This is a genomic window from Sphingorhabdus sp. SMR4y (assembly GCF_002218195.1).
Taxonomy (GTDB): domain Bacteria; phylum Pseudomonadota; class Alphaproteobacteria; order Sphingomonadales; family Sphingomonadaceae; genus Parasphingorhabdus.
Genome location: NZ_CP022336.1, coordinates 348,362 through 366,978 on the forward strand (window position 1 = coordinate 348,362; position 18,617 = coordinate 366,978).

Genomic DNA, 18,617 nt, shown 5'->3' on the forward strand with positions numbered 1-18,617 from the left:
GCTATGCGAACTCAGGTCTGTATTATCGGCGCAGGACCGGCCGGCCTTCTACTCGGGCATTTGCTCCGGGCGGAAGGGGTCGAATGTGTGGTAATTGAGCGGCAGACGCCGGACTATGTTTTGGGCCGCATTCGTGCGGGCGTGCTGGAGAACATCACAGTAAGCCTGATGGAGCGACTTGGCCTGGATGCTCGGATGAAAGCCGAAGGCCTGCCGCACGATGGCTTCAATCTCGCAGATGGCGAGCGATTGATCCGCATCGATATCGCCGAGCTCGTTGGCCAGGAAGTGATGGTATACGGCCAGACCGAACTGACACGCGACCTGATGGAAGCGTGCGAAGAACGCGGCCTCGAGGTCATCTATCAGGCTGCGGACGTGGCTTTGCATGACGTGGATGGTGACGCGCCTTTCGTGACTTACATCCATGAAGGGGCGCAGCAGCGCATCGATGCCCGATTCATCGTCGGCTGCGATGGTTTTCACGGACCAAGCCGCAAGGCTATCCCCAGCAGCGTTTCGCAGGAGTTCGAGAGGGTCTATCCGTTTGGCTGGCTCGGCATCCTCGCCGATGTCCCGCCCTGCAATCACGAACTGATCTACGCAAATCATGAGCGTGGCTTTGCGCTGGCCTCGATGCGTTCACCGACCCGCAGCCGCTATTACGTCGATGTGCCGGTGGATGAGGATATCAGGGAGTGGAGCGACGATCGCCTTTGGGATGAGCTTGCCATCCGGCTTGGCCCCGCAGCCGCTGCCAACATCACCCGCGGACCTGCGATCGAGAAAAGCATCGCACCGCTCCGCTCCTATGTATTCGCGCCGATGCGTCACGGATCGCTCATGCTTTGTGGTGATGCGGCGCATATCGTGCCGCCAACCGGAGCCAAGGGGCTCAATCTCGCGGCCAGCGATGTGCACTATGCCTCCGAGGCGCTGACGCGGTATTTCAAGACGAACGACCCGGCCGGGGTTTCGCGCTATTCTGAAACGGCGCTCGCTCGCGTCTGGCAGTCGGAACGCTTTAGCTGGTCTCTGACCAAATTGATGCATCGCTTCCCCGACGATGGCCCATTCGAAAGAGCGATGCAGGTCGCAGAGCTCGACTATATCGCAAACAGTCGCGCGATGCAGACCGCAATCGCCGAGAATTATGTCGGTCTTCCGGTCTAACCTGGAAGCGGTCATACTTCGAATAAAATTATAAGGTGGCTGCGCTGTCTGGTGGCATCGCATCAGCTGGCGAATGGCAAAAATAAAAATGCCCTCTACATCTGCTTGAAATGAGGATTTTTTAATAGGTAGTCAAATTTTCGAATTGGCATCTATCCTGATAAAAGAGCATAGCAGCGGAAAGGTCTGTATCGGAGGTTGTTTATGGGTGTCGCGGTTCAGAAAATCGAACGGGAACTTCCCCGAGACGGACATCTGGATACCATGACTCCGTGCACCGCGCGCACCATGGAGCGTCAGCGCAAGTTGCTCGTAGCGAGCCCCGAAGCACTGTTTCGACCAGTGCCGGATTAACGCGATGTCCCACAAAAACATCCTCGAACTGCGCCACGTAACATGTAACTCCAAAGATCGGGGCCGGAAAAATGGCTGACCAGAAAATCGGCGGCGGCGCCAGGAAAATCCTCTACACGCTGAACACCATCCGCAAGATGGGCGTGACCAAGTCCAGCAAGGCGCTGACCGCCAGAAATACGTGCAAGGCGTGCGCACTGGGCATGGGTGGTCAGCTCGGCGGGATGACCAACGAACTGGGTGAATTTCCTTCGGTCTGCAACAAGAGCGTTCAGGCGCAATCGTCGGATATCCAGCCTGCTATCCCTGAGGAAGTCTTCGCCCACGGGATTGATGATTTCGCCGCGCTTTCGGCGAGAGAGATTGAGGGGTTAGGGCGTTTGGGTTCGCCGATCTTCAAGGACCAGGGCGAGGACCGTTATCGACCGGTCAGCTGGGATCAGGCCATGGAAATCGCCGCCGCTCGTCTGGAGGCAGCCGAGCCGAACCGCACCTTTTTCTACAGTTCCGGGCGTTCATCGAACGAGGCGGGCTTTCTCTTCCAGCTTCTCGCCAGACTATATGGCACCAATAATGTCACGAACTGTTCCTACTATTGCCATCAGGCGACGAGCGAGGCCCTTGCCAGCACCATCGGGACAGGCACTTCGACCGTGGAGATTGCCGATCTTTCGCTTTGCGATCTGATCTTTGTCATCGGTGCCAATCCCGCATCCAACCATCCCCGTTTCATCCATCAGTTGGCCAGTTGCCGGGCTCGCGGTGGCCAGGTGATCGTGATTAACCCGGCCAAGGAGCCGGGACTGGTGAAATTCGCGCTGCCAAAATCCCCGAAGTCGCTCATCAAGGGCGGCGACGAGATTGCTTCCTTCTATCTCCAGCCACGGATCGGTGAAGATCTCGCGCTTTTCAAGGGAATTGCAAAAGCCATTGTGGCGGACGAGGCCATCGACCGGACCTTCATTGACCAGCATACGCAAGGAAGCGAGAGCTTTCTTTCGGACCTGGCTGCGACAAGCTGGGAAGAGATTGTCGAGCGGACGCAGATCGAAAAGGCAGTGATAGAGCAGGCGGCGGCCCTTTACGCGAAGTCGAAATCGGCTGTCTTCGCCTGGGGCATGGGCATGACCCACCACCACAATGGTGTCCAGAATATTGAAATGATCGCCAACCTGGCCCTGATGCGCGGAATGGTTGGACGGCCGGGTGCCGGCCTGTTGCCCCTGCGCGGTCATTCAAATGTTCAGGGTATCGGGACAATCGGTGTGAAACCCGTGCTCGCCGATGACGTGATGCATGCGATCGAGAACTATTTTGACATATCTTTGCCGGAAGAGAAGGGGCTCGATACCATGGCGTCGATGAAGGCGGCAGATGCCGGCCAGATCGACGCTGCGATGATGATGGGCGGCAATCTGTTTGCGGCCAATCCCAATGCCGAGTGGGCAAAATGTGCGCTAGAGAAAATCGGGTTCAAACTTTTCCTTACCACCACCCTGAACCACGGCCATTTCAAGGGCATCGGCGACGGAGCAAGCCTTGTCCTGCCCGTCACTGCGCGTGACGAAGAATGGGAGCCGACTACCCAGGAATCCATGTTCAACTATGTCAGATTGAGCGATGGCGGAATCAATCGCCTGCCTTCAGTCCGCCCCGAGAGCCACATCCTTGCCGATCTCGCGGAGAGGATTTTGCCCGATTGTCCCATCGATTTTGTCGAGTTCAAGCATCACAAGAATATCCGCAAGGCGATCGCAGCCACCGTTCCGGGCATGGAAGAGCTGGCCGGTCTGGATGTGGCCCGGCGGGAGTTTCACATTGCGCAGCGCCTGCTTCACGAGCCGCAGTTCGGAACGGCATCGGGCAAGGGAGAATTCGCCACTTGTAAATTGCCAGCCAGAGTGGCTGAGGATGACCAGTATAGCCTGAGCACTATCCGCAGCGAAGGTCAGTTCAACTCGATCATCTACGAAGAGGCTGATACATATCGCGGCACCCAGTCGCGCTGGACGGTGTTGATGAACCCGGAAGATATGGCGGCTATGGGCTTGGCGAAAGGGGACGCTGTTGATCTTTTATCGGACAATGGCAAGATGATCGCGGTCGCCGCGCATCCGTTCGATATCCCGCGTAGGAATATGATGGCCTATTATCCGGAGGCGAACGTGCTCACCGGAACCGACGTCGATCCGCGCAGTCATACGCCGTCTTTCAAGAACACACCGGTCCGCATTGCCATCCGCTAGCCCAACTGCGCTCTCGTTCTCGGGGGGGGGACGAATCGAGGAAAAGCTCGATAAAAGGGCGGGCAAGAACTGTGATGGCCTGATCGGCAAGGCCGTCAAGCATGCAGGCAATCCCGGACCGCGCCAATAGGACCCTATGCGCATGGAAACGCCGGGCCTCTGTATTGGGCTGCGAAAAGCATGAGGCCGCCATCCAGAGCGCCTGTGAACATCGATCACCGGAGGCGGTCGGGTGCAGGGGCGTTAGCTATATATTGCGAGCGAACACTCCTCATTTCGAGCCTGCAGGTCACAGAATAGCGCGAGCAACGGCGTCTGTGAAATTCGGTCGACGCTCCATCCGTGAGGGAGAGCAAGACGTCATCGCTTGCATCAACATGCCGTGTCCATACTGGAACCGCTTTGGAACAAGTTTTTGCTGCGATTGCAGATGATCCCGATCAGACAATGCGACCCGACCGCAGGCCAACAAATGATCTCAAGCGCTCAGGACTGCAATGACGATGTGAGACGCCGGTTGCCGGATATCGGTTCACCGTTTGAATTAATTAGAATGGTGAGCCCTGCTGGGTTCGAACCAGCGACCTACTGATTAAAAGTTTTTTTAAGCCGATATTTTGATATCCCACATATTCCCTAAACGTCTGAAATAATTAGATAATAGAAAAATAATGTTCTTGATATGTTCCAGCCAATCCCATAGTATCCTCTCGAAACGCTACCCGGGTAGCACGTTTTTAAGAGGCCAAAATGCCAAATCAAATAAAGCTTACTGATGCTAAATTAAAAGCGGTGAAAACACCATTGCGAGGACGAGTGGAGCTCGCAGATAGTGATTGTGTTGGGTTGAGATTTGTAAAAGGATCGACAGGTAAATGTCGTTGGATTGTTCGAAAACGGGTTGCTGGAAAGTTCAGAAAGATCACTCTGGGAGACTATCCCGGGATTGGTCTGGCTAAGGCTAGGCAGAAAGCGCTCCAGGCTTGTGCTGACATTGAGAGCGGCCGGAAGCTGGCGAAGCCTGATAAACGATCGAACAAAACGGTTTCCGCACTGTGGAGTACTTACGATCAGCAGCGCGTTGAGAACAAGCGATCTGCAAAAGAAATACGGCGCATATTCAAAAAGTACGTTTTACCGGAGCTTGGCGGTCGTCCGGTGGACGCCATAACGCGCACGGATGTTACTCGGTTAATTGATGGCATCGCTTATGGCGAGCGTTCTGCGCCGGTAATGGCCCGGCTTGTTGCTGCGCAAATGTCAGTGTTTTTCAATTGGGTTTTACCACGAGTAGAAACTCTAGCGTACAACCCAGTAACAGCAGCAAGCAGACCACCAGCACCGAAACCTCGTGATAGGGTTTTGTCGAATGAAGAATTGAAAAGCCTTTGGAAGGCTGTTGAAAATCAGCCGTTTCCTTGGCAGCATAGTTTGAAACTCATGCTGTTCACCGCTGCACGGCGAAGCGAAGTATTTGGAGCTGAACGTGCGGAGTTTGATTTAGAAGAAAAAGTCTGGAACTTACCTGCGTCGAGCGCAAAAAATAACAACGCTGTTATCATTCCACTTTCCGAAGAAGCTTGCCGTGTCGTTTCAGGTTGCCTGGTTACTGATGGTAGCAGCAAGCTGTTTCCTTCTGCGACAAATCCAAAAACTAGTGCATCAGGTATATCCAAATTGTTGCGACGGTTGAGGGCCGACGTTCAATCTGACTTGCAACGTCCCGTTCTGCATTGGACATTACATGACATCCGGCGGACTGTTGCTACAAACCTGCAGCGGCTGGGAGTAAGGTTGGAAGTGACTGAGGCAATTCTCAATCACGTTAGCGGTTCTCAGGCTGGTATCGTCAAAGTTTACCAACGATATAACTGGATGAATGAAAAACGCGAGGCGTTGCAACTTTGGTCTGATGATCTTGTTCGTATCTGTGACTGCAGCCGACAATAGGTTATTTTGTTTCACCAACCCAATCAACCGCAATGGAGTCAACTCCAGTTTTCACACCCTCAACCAATACCATGTGATTATCTTCGGGAACTTCATTGTCTTGAAAATCCAGTTTCCAAACGCTTTTATCATCACATTGCAGGACATATCGGCGGTCCCCTTTGATGAGTTTGCCAGTCAGCCGAAGGCGGTTTGAGTTTGAATGGTTCATGATCAAGTGTCGCGCGACAATCTAGGTGAAAAAGCGCCGTCAATCAGGATAAGAACTCACCTTTGAGGATGTTGCCTGCGGGCGTAGCCCGCAGGCAACATCCTCAAAGGTGACGGCGCGATCTTTAGGGACCGCGCCGTCGGTGATCATGGCCGATCGTGTAAGGAACGACTTCTCTCGTCCAAAAGGGAAGTTGTTCAATGCCAGGTCGACACATCAACGATCACCAAGTGAGACTCTATATGAAAAATCGACAGAATGACACATTGGCCACCTCTGCCGCGCGTGCGGGCTTCAGCACATCTACTGCGTACCGGATTGCGGGCGATCCGCGCTTGCCGTCACAGAAAAAGGTTCCTCGCGGAAGCCGGCGACCTGACCCCCTGGTAAATATCTTCGACAACGAGGTTGTCCCGATGCTCGAGGCGTCGCCGGGCCTGCGGGCTGTCGGTATTTTTGCGGAACTGCAGCGGCGTCACCCCGACCTCGCCCCCGGGGTGCGACGTACGCTGGAGCGCCGGATCCGGGGATGGCGTGCTCTTCATGGTGCGGAATGCGACGTGATATTCCGTCAGGTCCATGAACCGGGCCGCATGGGCCTTTCGGACTTTACGCACATGAACAAGCTGCGTGTCACCGTCGGCGGCGTGCGTCTCAAGCATATGCTCTATCATTTTCGCCTCGCCTGTTCGGGCTTTCAGCACGCCCATGTCATCCTGGGCGGGGAAAGCTTTGTGGCGCTCGCTGAAGGGCTGCAGAACGCTCTGTGGGCCTTGGGAGGAAGTCCTGCCAATCACCGCAGCGACAGCCTCTCGGCGGCCTTCCGTAATCTCGACAAGGACGCGAGTACGGACCTGACGCGGCGCTATGACGCGCTGTGCCAGGACTACGGCATGGAGCCGACGCGCAACAATCGAGGTGTCGCCCATGAGAACGGATCGATCGAGAGCCCCCACGGCCATCTCAAGGCACAGGTCGAGGACGCACTCCTGATGCGGGGGTCGCGCGACTTTGACGATCTCGCCGCCTACCGGTGCTTCATCGACGAACTCGTCGGTCGCAACAATACCCGCAATGCCAAGCGCATTGATGCCGAGCGCCCGGCTCTTCAGCCTCTTCCCCTGCGGCGCAGCAGCGACTTTACCGAGAAGCTTGTCCGGGTCACCACCTCAGGCGGCTTCACGCTTCTCAAGGTATTCTACACCGTCCCGTCCCGATTGATCGGCCATCGCCTGCGAGTCCGGCTGTACGATGCTCGCCTCGATGTGTTTGTCGGCGCGACACAGGTAATGACCGCCGCGCGCGGTCACGCCGAGGCCAATGGGAAGCACGGCCAAATGGTCAATTATCATCACGTCATCCATGCGCTCAGGCGCAAACCCATGGCGCTCATGCGCCTTGTCTACCGCGACAAACTCTTCCCGCGTGCGGCGTATCGCCAGAGCTTCTACTGGCTGCTTGAGCAACACGGCGAGAAGGCCGCATGCCATATGATGGTCGATCTGCTTGGGCTTGCTCATGACCGCGGCTGCGAAGCGGAACTCGCAGCTGTCCTCGACGAGGACCTGGCCGCGCAGCGCATTCCCGACATGGCCGTCTTGCGCAAACGATTTGCGCCCGACCCTGAAAGCCTGCCTGAGGTCTTTGTCCATCTCGCCTCGCTGAGCAGCTACGAAGCGCTGCTCAGCCAGCCCACGCGAGCGGCGGCATGACCCAGAGCATTGACAGCGCCCGGCTGACCCTGCTCCTCAACGAGCTCCGCCTTCCCACCATCAAGGTGAACTGGCCAGACCTTGCCAGGCAGGCCGACAAGGAAGGCTGGCCCGCCGCCCGCTTCCTGGCCACGCTCGCCGAGCATGAAGTCACCCAGCGTGATCTCAGGCGCATTGAGCGCAATCTCAATGAGGCCCGCCTGCTGCCCGGCAAGAGCATCGACAGCTTCGACTTCACGGCCGTCCCGATGGTCTCCAAGGCGCATGTCATGGCCTTGTGCGCTGGCGACGCCTGGCTCGACAAGGGCGCCAATCTGATCCTGATAGGGGGGCCTGGCGGCGGAAAATCGCACTTATCGTCAGCGATCGGGTTCGCCCTTGTCGAGAAAGGATACCGGGTCCTGTTCACCCGAACCTCCGACCTCGTCCAGAAGCTGCAGGTCGCCAGACGGGAGCTGGCACTCGAAGCGGCCATCGCCAAGCTCGACCGCGTGGATTTACTGGTGCTCGACGATTTTGCGTACATCAGCAAGGATCAGGCGGAAACCTCCGTTCTCTTCGAGCTCATCAGTGCCCGCTACGAGCGGCGATCGCTCCTGATTACCGCCAACCAGCCTTTTGGCGACTGGAATCGAATCTTCCCAGACCCCGCCATGACGCTGGCAGCCGTCGATCGCATTGTTCATCACTCGACAATCTTCGAAATGAACGTCGACAGTTACCGAAGGCGCGCCGCTCTCGATCGCAAGCAACACGGCGCTGGCCGACCACCAACACGCGCGACAATCAAGGGCACTCGCGTTGCCTCACCAACAAATGGTACCGAATCCTGAGGCGTTGCCTCATCAAAATGTTGCCGGGCACTCCATGCCCGGCAACGCTCAGTCCAGCAAAATCGGACGAGCTGTCGCGCAGCGACAACCAAACTCAAAATTAATCCTTGTCAGCGACAACCAGGACGAACATCATGGCGACGCCGTTATGACCGATTCTTATCTTGGTTGTCGCGTTGATCATCCTGTTTGTCGCGCTACAATGATCGGGGACAAAGGCTATGACAGCGACGAGTATCGCGCCGCCCTGCAGGCCAAAGGCATCACGCCGTGTATCCCGCCGCGAAAGGGGCGAATATTACCCGCTGACTTCGACAAAACCCTCTACCGGCAGCGTCACAAAATCGAGAATATGTTCGGGCGCCTCAAGGACTGGAGGCGTATCCACACCCGCTATGACCGATGCGCGCACACCTTCATGTCCGCCATCGCTATCGCAGCTACCGTCATCTTCTGGCTCAATTAATGAGTCCTGACCCTAGTCATCTGGAATTGAAGTAAGTATCATTGTATATGCTCTGTTTGAACAGACAGGAGCATTGGTAATGGTAGGCAGGCAGGCGGGTTTGGTCGTATTGAGCGGCGAGGACCGCTTTTTTCTTGAAGGGCAGGTTCGCAGGCACAAGGTGCCGCGCTCGTTGTCGGATCGATGCCGGATGATTCTGCTATGCGCGGAGGGATTGCAGAGCAAGGAAGTTGCGCAACGCCTCGGTGTCCACGAGCACACAGTTGGCAAATGGCGACGGCGGTTTGTACAGGATGGCATTGAAGGGCTGACCGACGAATATCGTTCGGGACGACCACGAACGGTATCAGATGCGCAGGTGGCTCAGGTGATCGAGCGCACGCTGAACAGCACGCCGAAGGATGCCACCCATTGGTCAATCCGCACGATGGCAGCCGAGACCGGGCTGTCGCACACTACCATCCGGCGGATCTGGTCTGCCTTTGGCCTGCAACCGCACCGCTCACAGACGTTCAAACTGTCTACCGACCCTTTGTTCGTCGATAAGGTGCAGGATATTGTCGGCCTCTATTTGTCGCCGCCAAACCGGGCGGTCGTGCTGTGCGTAGACGAAAAATCCCAGATCCAGGCGCTGGACCGTGAGCAACCGGTCTTGCCTATGGCACCCGGTGTGGCCGAACGCAGAACACATACCTACATCCGCAATGGTACGACGTCCTTGTTCGCTGCGCTCGACATCGCCACCGGCGCCGTGATCGGCAAATGCTACAAGCGGCACCGGGCCACCGAGTTCCTCGACTTCCTCAAGAGAATCGACGCCGAGATACCCGAAGGACCGGACATACACCTCGTGATGGACAACTACGCCACCCACAAGACGCCAAAGGTCAAGGCCTGGCTGGCGCGCCGCCCGCATTGGCATGTTCACTTCACGCCGACATCGGCATCCTGGATCAATCAGGTCGAACGCTGGTTTGCAGAGTTGACGCGCAAGCAGTTGCAACGCGGTGTCCATCGATCAACGGCAGAACTCGAAGCCGACATTGTCGCCTTCATCGCAGCACATAATGAAAATCCCAAACCCTACAAATGGGTCAAATCCGCCGACGAAATCCTCGCCGCCGTCAAACGCTTCTGTCAAAAAACAATGAGCCGAACTTCAGATTCAGGTGACTAGGCTATCTGCCGAGTATGCTTTTCCCAATATTTAGCCCTCACATTTTTGCGGAGAACCTTACCAACCGTAGTGGTTGGCAATTCATCCACAAAAGTGACCGTTTTGGGAGCCTTAACCGAACCGATCAGACTTTTTGCATGGTCGATCAGTTCTTGCTCGTGCACTTCCGTCACTCCATTTCGGATGACTTCTGCGTGGACAGCCTCCCCCCATTCTTCGTCAGGGATGCCGACCACGGCTGACATTGTTACACAGGGATGAGAATTAATTGCGGCTTCCACCTCGTTCGCATAGACGTTGAATCCACCTGTGATTATCAGGTCTTTTTTTCGGTCAACCAGATAGCAATATCCAGCTTCATCGGAATAGCCTAGATCGCCAGACTTCCAGTAACCTTGGAAAAATTCTTCCGCTGTTTTTTCTGGATTGCCTTCATAACCCTGGCATGTACCCCGGGACCGGAGATATAATTCGCCAACTTCACCCTGCAGCACGGGGTTGCCGTCATCATCGCAAATGGTCACCTCAACCCCCGCGTTCCGCCGTCCGGCCGATGCCAGCCTCTTTTCCGTCTGCGTATCTCCGACATGTTCTGCCTTGCCCAAAAACAGGGTCGCCACGAGATGTTCGGTGGAACCATATACTTGCATGAAAAGCGGACCAAATTTGGCAACTAATTTCTTGGCCTTGGCCGGACTCATTGGCGCGGCTCCATAGAAAATTGTTTTAAGCGTCGAGAGATCATATCTCTCAGCCTCCGGCATCTCCAGCAAGCGATAAGCGATTGTTGGCACAACAAACGCATGAGTGATCCGTTCTTTTTCAATGTGCTCACACCAGCGCTCCAGATCGGGCTGGTTCATAGTCACCGTACAACCGCCGCGAAACAAGGTTGGCTGCAACATCATACCGCTGGCATGACTCAACGGTGCGATATGGAGCATCCGGCTGTCTGGATCAAAATCATGACCTGGCAATGTTAGAAAGCTCTCTGAACAGGCCATAATATTGTCTGCAGTATATTTTGCGCATTTGCTATCGCCTGTCGTGCCGCCGGTAAAGCGCATCAAAACAATATGCGTTCTATCATCAATTTCTACGTCTGTATTATGTGTTGGAGCCTCTGCCAACAAGCTCGGCAGTTCCAATATACCATCCCTTTTTTCTTCCAGTCGATCAACCACCACCACTTGAATGCCGCGTTGCGTAAGTAGCTCAGCGTGGGTTTCGACTAAGGAATTTTCGATGAAAGCAACTTTAGGACCAGTTATCTCGACCTGTCTCATGTGGGTTTCTAAGCTGTCACGGAAATTACCATGGCAGCAGGTGGCCAAAGCTTTGGCTGCCGACCCCCAATGGAAAAGTGACAGATTGTCATTGTCGAGCAAACAGACGTATCGGTCGCCAGTGCCCAATCCCAACGGACCATGTAAGACGTGAGCAAATCGGTTGGTCAACTCGTGATATTCGCGAAAGGTTAATCGGCGCCCGCGTTCGATATTCACGATCGCTTCGCGATCACCGAATGTGTCGACCAGTCCTTGCATGATCCGGCTGTAGTTGAAAGACCCAGTAGAAAGCGTTTGTGTATTTGATGGAGTGAGTTTCGATTTCATTTCAAAGTTTCCGATGTTATCTGGCCCTCAGGCGCGTTGCAGCATCAAGCCGGATGGTCTCACCGTTTAAATAGGCATTTTCGACGATATACTGGCAACTATGGGCGAATTCACGCATATCGCCAAGCCGCTTGGGCGCCTCCACCATTTCGATGAGTGAAGAAACAATCTTTCCTCCCAATCCCATAATCATGGGCGTCCCGAACAAACCCGGGGCGATAGCATTGACTCGGATACCGTGGGCACCCAGTTCCCGCGCGGCGGGTAAATTGAGGCCAATGACACCGGCCTTGGATGCCGAATAGCCAGCTTGCCCGATCTGGCCTTCATAGGCCGCACCGGAAGAGACATTGATAACGACTCCACGCTCCCCGTCATTTTCTGTAGGGTTTTTGACCATCACAGCAACGCATTTGCTCATGACGTTGAACAAGCCGATAAGGTTGACATTTACCACTTTGGCAAATTTTGAAAGGTCGCAGGCATTGCCTTCGCGGTCGAGAATTTTTGTTGGTGCTGGTATCCCGGCCGCGTTAATGTTGATGTGAATAGTGCCAAATTTTGCAGCGGTCTTTTCGATCGCCTCCTTCGCCTGGGTATCATTAGTTACGTCAACATTATGAAATATGGCGTTTTCCGCCCCCAGTTCTGCACACAGACTCTGGCCTGCTTCCTCGTTCAGATCGAAAAGTGAAACTTTGGCACCATGTTCAACAAAGTATCGTGCAGTAGCGGCGCCGAGACCGGATGCCCCACCCGTAATGACTACTATCTTCCGTTTAAGTTGCATTAGTCATCACCCTCGCTAAATTATCGAAACGGTCCATTTTTATATTTCCACTTGTTTTAGATATAGCACCCGGGAAGTCGAATGCCGACTTTATGACCAATGCCGATTGACACGATCTCGCCGTAGAGCTGGATATTAATTTGCCTTCCCTACCCAGCAATTTAAAATTTTTACCGATTGACATTATCATTAGAGCTTTCGCTGAAATTGTTAGGCGCACTCCAGTTTGCCCGCCTCCAAACTCGATTAAATTTAGGAGCTTTGGCACAAAAAATCTTGGTGTAACATTGGTCAGACTGTGCCAATCTGTCGTCTTCGGGCACGCAACGCTATGCTCATAATTTCAGAACGATATACCCCGACTCCTTGAGTATCCGAAAAAATAGCGGTTGCGTTATAGTCGGGAAGCGATTCTGTATTGGGGCATGATCCGCAGTGGTTTTCTGAGCAAAGCAGAACGGCTTGAGCTACGAGCTCTGGCGCGGGATGGGCTGAGTGAAGCGCGCGCGGCGCGCCGTGCCAATGCGATCATTCTGCTGGACAAGGGATGGAGCTGCCAGGAGGTGGCGGAGGCTTTGTTGATCGACGATGACACGGCTCGCTCCTGGCACAGACTTTATGACGAGCATGGCCTGACCGGCCTTGTGGTCTTCGATGTTGGGGGCAGTCACAGCCGGCTTTCTGCGGAACAGGAAGATGCGCTGTTTACGTGGGTCAGCGCCAGCCTGCCACGCAACGCGCGCACGATCGGCGCGTGGATCGTCGACAGTTTTGGCATTGAGTACAGCCACGCGGGGCTGATCGCGCTGCTGCATCGGCTGAAGCTTTCGTACCGCAAGCCTGCGATGGTGTCGGGCAAGCTGGACGCGGCCAAGCAAGCGACGTTCATCGCAGACTATGACCGGCTGATGTGCGGCCTTAAGAACGACGAGGCAGTAGCGTTCGTCGACGCCGTTCATCCGACCCATCAGGTCCGTGCGGTGGGCTGCTGGGCACCCACGGGCGAGGCGGTAGCGATCACGCCCAGCAGCGGTCGTGACCGGGTGAATATTCATGGCGCCATCGACCTCGAGACCGGCAAGACCCAGATGCTCGATGTCCTCACCGTCGATGCGCAAAGCACGATCCTGCTGCTCATGGCGATCCTTGCCACCCATCCGTCGCGGCGGTTGATCCACGTCTTCCTCGACAACGCCCGCTACCATCATGCCCGGCTGGCGCAGGAATGGCTGGTCCGAAAAGGCCAGCGGATCAGGCTCCACTTCGTGCCGACCTACAGCCCCCACCTCAATCCGATCGAGCGACTCTGGGGAGTGATGCACTAAAACATCACCCATAACCAAGGCTACGCAACGGCGCGCGAATTTAGGGCAGCGATCCTGGGGTTCCTAACTCAAAACGTGCCGAAACAATGGCACGCCTTCCGCGATCAGGTCACCAACAACTTTCGCGTCATCAATCCCGCAGATTTTCGGATCCTGAGGTAGACGGGGTATAGTATGTAGACGGGGTATAGTATATTGTCAGCGCATTGTTTTTAGGGTACGAGTATCCGCCCGAGGACATATGCTTGCTTATTATGTCGTTTGAAAAACTCGTATCAATCTCAATAAAAAATCTAGTGCTTGAAATAGGAGAGAAAAATTGGAGGGCGAAGCGGAATTCCCGACAGCTAAAGTGACAGTCATTGCTACGTGGCTGATCCACTTGGTTGCGATTGTTGACGAGTTCTATTCGGAGTTTGACACCAATGAAATTCTGCAAGAAGTAGGAATCAATCCTGAGCTTTTGAATGATCCCAATGCGCGTGTTCCTTCGTGGCAGGTGAGCAAGTTTTACGAGATTATTCAGAGAATTACAGGCGATGAAGCGATTGGCTTGAAGCTCGGCGCACGCCTTACACCGGGCTCCATGCACGCATTAGGATATTCACTGTTTGCCAGTCGCACTCTGAATTCTTTCTTCGTAAGATACGAACGGTTTTTCCAATTAATTTCGCAGGCGGGTAATGCCAGCACACAGATCCGTGATAAGCGGTTAGTTTTTTCGTTAACAATACGAGAAAAACTGCCTCCGACGAGGGAGGATGCATTTTTGGCAACTGTTCTGCGATTTGCAAGGATGGTTTATCGGTCAAACTTTTCGCCGATTTTGGTGCGTATGCCCCGACCTAAACCTAAATTCGCATCTGCCGAGTTTGATGATTATTTTTGCTGTCCCATCGAATATGGGTGCGAACGGCTCGAACTGCACGTCTCCGAATCCGATTCTAACCAACGATTGCGAGGGTTCAATCCAGAGTTTGTCCGTGCTCATGATCAGATTGCAACGGAATATATCGCCCGATTTGATGATGAGCAAATCATTCCTCGGATTCAGTCAGCCATTGTAAATATGCTGCCCGATGGTGACGTGTCGATCCGCACAATTGCAAGCGCACTTGGTATGAGCAATCGAAGCCTCCAACGGCAGTTACAGAATGAAGGTTCAACTTTTAACGCGGTGCTTGACGGTATGCGTAAATATCTCGCTATCCGGTATTTGCGTTCCGGACGTCATTCGATCAAGGAAATGTCCTATCTTTTAGGATATAACGACTCCAGCAACTTTTCGCGTGCATTTCGAAGATTGACCGGTCGGTCACCGCACGAGTATCTCGAAAAATCAAAGCTGAAATCCGAATAACAGCAAGTTTCAATCGTCCGATGGTTTTGTTGACGCTATTTTGGCGTGCAATGGCGAGTCAATCGCATGTCAAACGCAGGCTTTCGCTATAATTGTCAGTATTCGGCAGCGCAGTTGAATGCGTCTTTTGCCTTATCATGGACGGGATATGATGACCGATGGCTTATGAAACAATAAAATTTGAAACTCGCGATGCCATTGCCTGCATAACATTGAACCGGCCTAAGGCGATGAATGCGCTTTCGGGGGCAATGGTGGACGAACTTTCCAGTGCGGTTTCCGTCGTTGCAGAAGATGACGGTTTGCGTGTGCTAATCATAACGGGAGCGGGGCGTGCCTTTTGTTGCGGGGCGGATCTGAAAGGCGTTCTTGCCGAAGCCCAGGCAGGCAATGCGAAGGAATTTTTATCCTTTCTTGGTACTATCCAGGAGATATTCCACCAATTGCGGGAACTGCCTAAACCAACAATTGCGGCGCTGAATGGATTCACGCTTGCCGGAGGTCTGGAAATGGCTATTGCCTGCGATATCGTCCTTGCCGCCCGTAGCGCACGATTGGGCGACAGCCATTCCAATTTCGGTGTGCTGCCGGGTGGTGGTGGGGGCACGATCATGCCGCGGCTTATTGGTGAGAAGAAGGCTAATCTGCTGCTTTTTTCAGGTGAAAACTGGCCAGCGGAGGAATTTGAAAACCTTGGCTTCGTCAGCGCCGTCCATGACGATGAGAGCCTGATGGACGAAGCAATGAAGCTCGCCGATAATCTGGCGCAGAAAAGTCCCTTGGTTCTGCATCGCATGAAACAGATGGTGGCGGATGGTCGTCAGCTCAATCCGCGCGATGCGCTGACGCTGGAAACCCGGCTATTAGCAGAGCATTCCAAATCCGCCGATTTTCTAGAGGGCCTGTCTGCCTTTAGCGAGAAACGGGCACCAGAATATACGGGAAAATGATCGCGCCGGTTTTCCGGAAAAAAGATTAGAGGGAACTTTCGACAATGGAAAAGGCATATATAGTCGGTGTGGGCATGACAAAATTCGGCCGACACCCTGACCAAAGCATAAGGCAGTTGCTTGACACGGCCATTAGCACTGCTCTCGGTGATGCGGGCGGCCATAAGTCTGACGTTGAAGCGGTTTATCATTCAAGCTCGACACAAGGTTTCCTGCAAGGGCAAACATTCATTCCCGGGCAGGTGGCGCTGGGCCAGATTGGCCTGTCTGGAATACCTGTCTTCAACATAGAGAATGCTTGCGCGTCGAGCTCGTCTTCCTTCCATCTGGCCGTGCAGGGGGTTGGCTCCGGCATGCACGACATTATTTTGGCCGCCGGTGTTGAGAAAATGAATGTTCCTGACAAGAAAAAAATGTTTGCGGTGTTTGATGGCGCTTGGGACGTGGCCACGGTCGATGAAAATATTGAGCGCCTTGTTAGTCTTGGCAAAGGCATGGAATGCCCCGAAGGGTCCGAATCGGAACGGCCCTATAGTATTTTCATGAAGGTCTATGCGGCCTTTGGGCTCAACCACATGAAGCGTAATGGAACGACGCAGCGGCAGATCGCGGCCATCGCTGCCAAAAACCATGAACATTCGGTGCATAATGAATATTCGCAATATCGTCAGGCCTATTCGATTGAGGAGGTGCTGGCTGCGCCGCCTATTACCTATCCGCTGACCTTGCCAATGTGCGCACCCATTTCCGATGGTGCTGCTGCCGCGGTTATTTGCAATGAAGAGGGGCTGAAGAAGCTGGGCATGGACAAGTCCCGCGCTGTGGAAATCCTAGCTAGCGTATCGATGAGCGGCAATGCCGAAAGGACCGCTGACGAACCGGAAAACCACATGGCCCGGCTGGCGGCGCAAAAAGCCTATCAGATGGCTGGCCGTTCCCCCGATGATATGGATGTCGCCGAAGTCCATGATGCGACTGCTATCGGAGAGTTGATGCATGCGGAGAACCTGATGCTTGCTCCTCTGGGTGAGGCGGGTCCGGCGGCGGAACGCGGCGATTTTACGGTAGGCGGCAGGATACCCATCAACCCGTCGGGTGGATTGGAATCAAAAGGACATCCGATCGGCGCGACGGGCCTTGGACAACTTCACGAACTGGTTACGCAATTGCGCGGAGAGGCGGGCAAACGGCAAGTCGAAAATGCGCGGCACGCCATTCACGAAAATAGCGGCGGCCTGGTCGGTATCGAAGAAGGCGCAGCTGTAATCAATATTTTGGGAAAGGTGGAAGCATAATGAGCAACATTGGTTTCATGTTCAATGAAGATGAACGTCTTGCGATAGACGGTCTGCGGCGTTTTCTGGATGAGCGGCTTGAGCCGGAGTTGAAGGAGCTAGGCGATGTTTTCTATCCCAAGGAAAATATCCGTGAATGGATGATGCAGCTAGGGGAATTTGGCATTGTCAACGCGCCCCAGCCGGAATCGGATGGCGGGCTGGGCCTGTCCTGGCGCCTGCATGTACAGCTGATTGAAGAGCTGGCATATTCCTCCGGCGATTTGGCGATCGTCGCGCTGGTTAATGCCGCTGCCACGTCGATGCTCCTGAGGCTCGCGCCGGATCATATTAAATCACGATATGCCGGCCCGATGCTGCGCGGTGAGATAATAGGTGCGGTTGGCATATCGGAACCAGATATCGGATCGGATGTGTCGGGCGTCAAGACCCGCGCCGTGCGTGATGGCAATGACTGGATTATAAACGGAGAGAAAACCTGGATCACAAATGGAGAATATTCTGACTTTTTCATCTGTACATGCCGCTCGGATGAAAATCAGCTGACGCACATTTTGCTTGATCGGGAAGAGCATCCCTATGAGGTGCGCGGCATTCCCAAAATAGCACTGAACAGCCAGTCAACTTCACAGATATTTCTGAATGATGTGCGGGTGCCGGTCAGCAATACAATCGGCGAAATTGGTAGCGGGTTGAAAAATACACTGACCCTGTTTGAACGGGCGCGCATCCATGTCGCGGCTTGGGGCTATGGCATTGCCAGACGGGCACTGGAAGAATCCATTAAATATGCACAGGATCGCGTCCAGCATGGCAAACAAATTGCCGGACATCAACTGATCGCCGACAAGATTGCGACCATGGCAACCCAGATTGATGCTGCGCGATTGCTTGCGCTTCGGGCGGCATCTATGATTGACGCAGGTCAGCGCTGTGATGTCGAATGCGCTATGGCGAAATGGTACGGCACGGAAATAGCAGTGGAGGCTACGCGCCAGGCGGTTCAGATACATGGCGGCAATGGCCTAACGAAGGAATTCATCGTCGAGAGATTGGCCCGCGAAGCCATGATTACACCCATTCCTGACGGCACTACGGAAATTCAGAAGCTCTTGATCGCTCGGGGTTTGACCGGCATTTCCGCATTCCGGTGAATGGG

General features: G+C 54.3%; 14 protein-coding genes and 1 pseudogene. 12 read left to right on the plus strand and 3 right to left on the minus strand.

Annotated features, from left to right (window positions below; translation table 11 throughout):
- Positions 1-3: 3 nt before the first annotated feature.
- The 3 genes from pobA to SPHFLASMR4Y_RS01625 all read left to right on the plus strand — a co-directional run bounded on the left by pobA (position 4) and on the right by SPHFLASMR4Y_RS01625 (position 5,723).
- The gene (gene pobA / locus SPHFLASMR4Y_RS01610; protein WP_089132010.1) at positions 4-1,173 is read left to right on the plus strand and encodes a 4-hydroxybenzoate 3-monooxygenase; all 1,170 of its coding nucleotides are present in this window, start codon (positions 4-6) and stop codon (positions 1,171-1,173) included.
- A gap of 425 nt (positions 1,174-1,598) precedes the next feature.
- Positions 1,599-3,773 carry an FdhF/YdeP family oxidoreductase gene (locus tag SPHFLASMR4Y_RS01620; protein ID WP_089132012.1) on the plus strand — a complete coding sequence of 725 codons (2,175 nt, stop codon included), beginning with the start codon at positions 1,599-1,601 and terminating at the stop codon, positions 3,771-3,773.
- A gap of 750 nt (positions 3,774-4,523) precedes the next feature.
- Positions 4,524-5,723 (plus strand): tyrosine-type recombinase/integrase, encoded by a 1,200-nt coding sequence (locus tag SPHFLASMR4Y_RS01625; RefSeq protein WP_089132013.1) that lies wholly within the window; start codon positions 4,524-4,526, stop codon positions 5,721-5,723.
- Between the two features lies 1 nt (position 5,724).
- Here SPHFLASMR4Y_RS01625 and SPHFLASMR4Y_RS16835 read toward each other — a convergent pair whose 3' ends face one another.
- Positions 5,725-5,934: a DUF5818 domain-containing protein gene (locus tag SPHFLASMR4Y_RS16835; RefSeq protein ID WP_145955434.1), complete on the minus strand. Its 210-nt coding sequence runs from the start codon at positions 5,932-5,934 to the stop codon at positions 5,725-5,727.
- 200 nt (positions 5,935-6,134) lie between these two features.
- Between SPHFLASMR4Y_RS16835 and istA the strand changes: the two genes are divergently transcribed.
- From istA to SPHFLASMR4Y_RS01650, 4 genes and pseudogenes are all read left to right on the plus strand, one after another.
- On the plus strand, positions 6,135-7,646 hold the full coding sequence (gene istA, locus SPHFLASMR4Y_RS01635; protein WP_089132015.1) for an IS21 family transposase: 1,512 nt from the start codon (positions 6,135-6,137) through the stop codon (positions 7,644-7,646).
- Complete coding sequence (gene istB / locus SPHFLASMR4Y_RS01640) at positions 7,643-8,479, plus strand: IS21-like element helper ATPase IstB (RefSeq protein ID WP_089132016.1); 837 nt, start codon at positions 7,643-7,645, stop codon at positions 8,477-8,479. The genes istA and istB overlap by 4 nt, the downstream gene beginning before the upstream one ends.
- Before the next feature lie 202 nt (positions 8,480-8,681).
- Positions 8,682-8,945, plus strand: a pseudogene (locus tag SPHFLASMR4Y_RS17280) (transposase); the annotation flags it as partial.
- Between the two features lie 79 nt (positions 8,946-9,024).
- Positions 9,025-10,122 (plus strand): IS630 family transposase, encoded by a 1,098-nt coding sequence (locus SPHFLASMR4Y_RS01650; RefSeq protein ID WP_089131732.1) that lies wholly within the window; start codon positions 9,025-9,027, stop codon positions 10,120-10,122.
- Here SPHFLASMR4Y_RS01650 and SPHFLASMR4Y_RS01655 read toward each other — a convergent pair.
- Positions 10,119-11,738, minus strand: coding sequence for a class I adenylate-forming enzyme family protein (locus SPHFLASMR4Y_RS01655; protein WP_201295699.1), 1,620 nt, complete (start codon positions 11,736-11,738; stop codon positions 10,119-10,121). The two genes, SPHFLASMR4Y_RS01650 and SPHFLASMR4Y_RS01655, sit on opposite strands and share 4 nt — an antisense overlap.
- A 16-nt stretch (positions 11,739-11,754) precedes the next feature.
- Positions 11,755-12,528: an SDR family NAD(P)-dependent oxidoreductase gene (locus tag SPHFLASMR4Y_RS01660; protein WP_089132019.1), complete on the minus strand. Its 774-nt coding sequence runs from the start codon at positions 12,526-12,528 to the stop codon at positions 11,755-11,757.
- 425 nt (positions 12,529-12,953) lie between these two features.
- On the opposite strand from SPHFLASMR4Y_RS01660, the gene SPHFLASMR4Y_RS01665 reads away from it, so the two are divergent.
- The 5 genes from SPHFLASMR4Y_RS01665 to SPHFLASMR4Y_RS01685 all read left to right on the plus strand — a co-directional run bounded on the left by SPHFLASMR4Y_RS01665 (position 12,954) and on the right by SPHFLASMR4Y_RS01685 (position 18,612).
- Positions 12,954-13,853 carry an IS630 family transposase gene (locus SPHFLASMR4Y_RS01665; RefSeq protein WP_089132020.1) on the plus strand — a complete coding sequence of 300 codons (900 nt, stop codon included), beginning with the start codon at positions 12,954-12,956 and terminating at the stop codon, positions 13,851-13,853.
- A 319-nt stretch (positions 13,854-14,172) separates the two neighbouring features.
- Positions 14,173-15,213, plus strand: a complete 1,041-nt coding sequence (locus tag SPHFLASMR4Y_RS01670) for an AraC family transcriptional regulator (RefSeq protein ID WP_089132021.1) — start codon at positions 14,173-14,175, stop codon at positions 15,211-15,213.
- Positions 15,214-15,371: 158 nt separating this feature from the next.
- A complete protein-coding gene (locus SPHFLASMR4Y_RS01675) occupies positions 15,372-16,163 on the plus strand; it encodes an enoyl-CoA hydratase/isomerase family protein (RefSeq protein WP_089132022.1) in 792 nt (263 codons plus the stop codon).
- Positions 16,164-16,207: 44 nt separating this feature from the next.
- Positions 16,208-17,458, plus strand: a complete 1,251-nt coding sequence (locus SPHFLASMR4Y_RS01680; protein WP_089132023.1) for a thiolase family protein — start codon at positions 16,208-16,210, stop codon at positions 17,456-17,458.
- Positions 17,458-18,612, plus strand: coding sequence for an acyl-CoA dehydrogenase family protein (locus tag SPHFLASMR4Y_RS01685; protein WP_236554109.1), 1,155 nt, complete (start codon positions 17,458-17,460; stop codon positions 18,610-18,612). The genes SPHFLASMR4Y_RS01680 and SPHFLASMR4Y_RS01685 overlap by 1 nt, the downstream gene beginning before the upstream one ends.
- Positions 18,613-18,617: the final 5 nt, after the last annotated feature.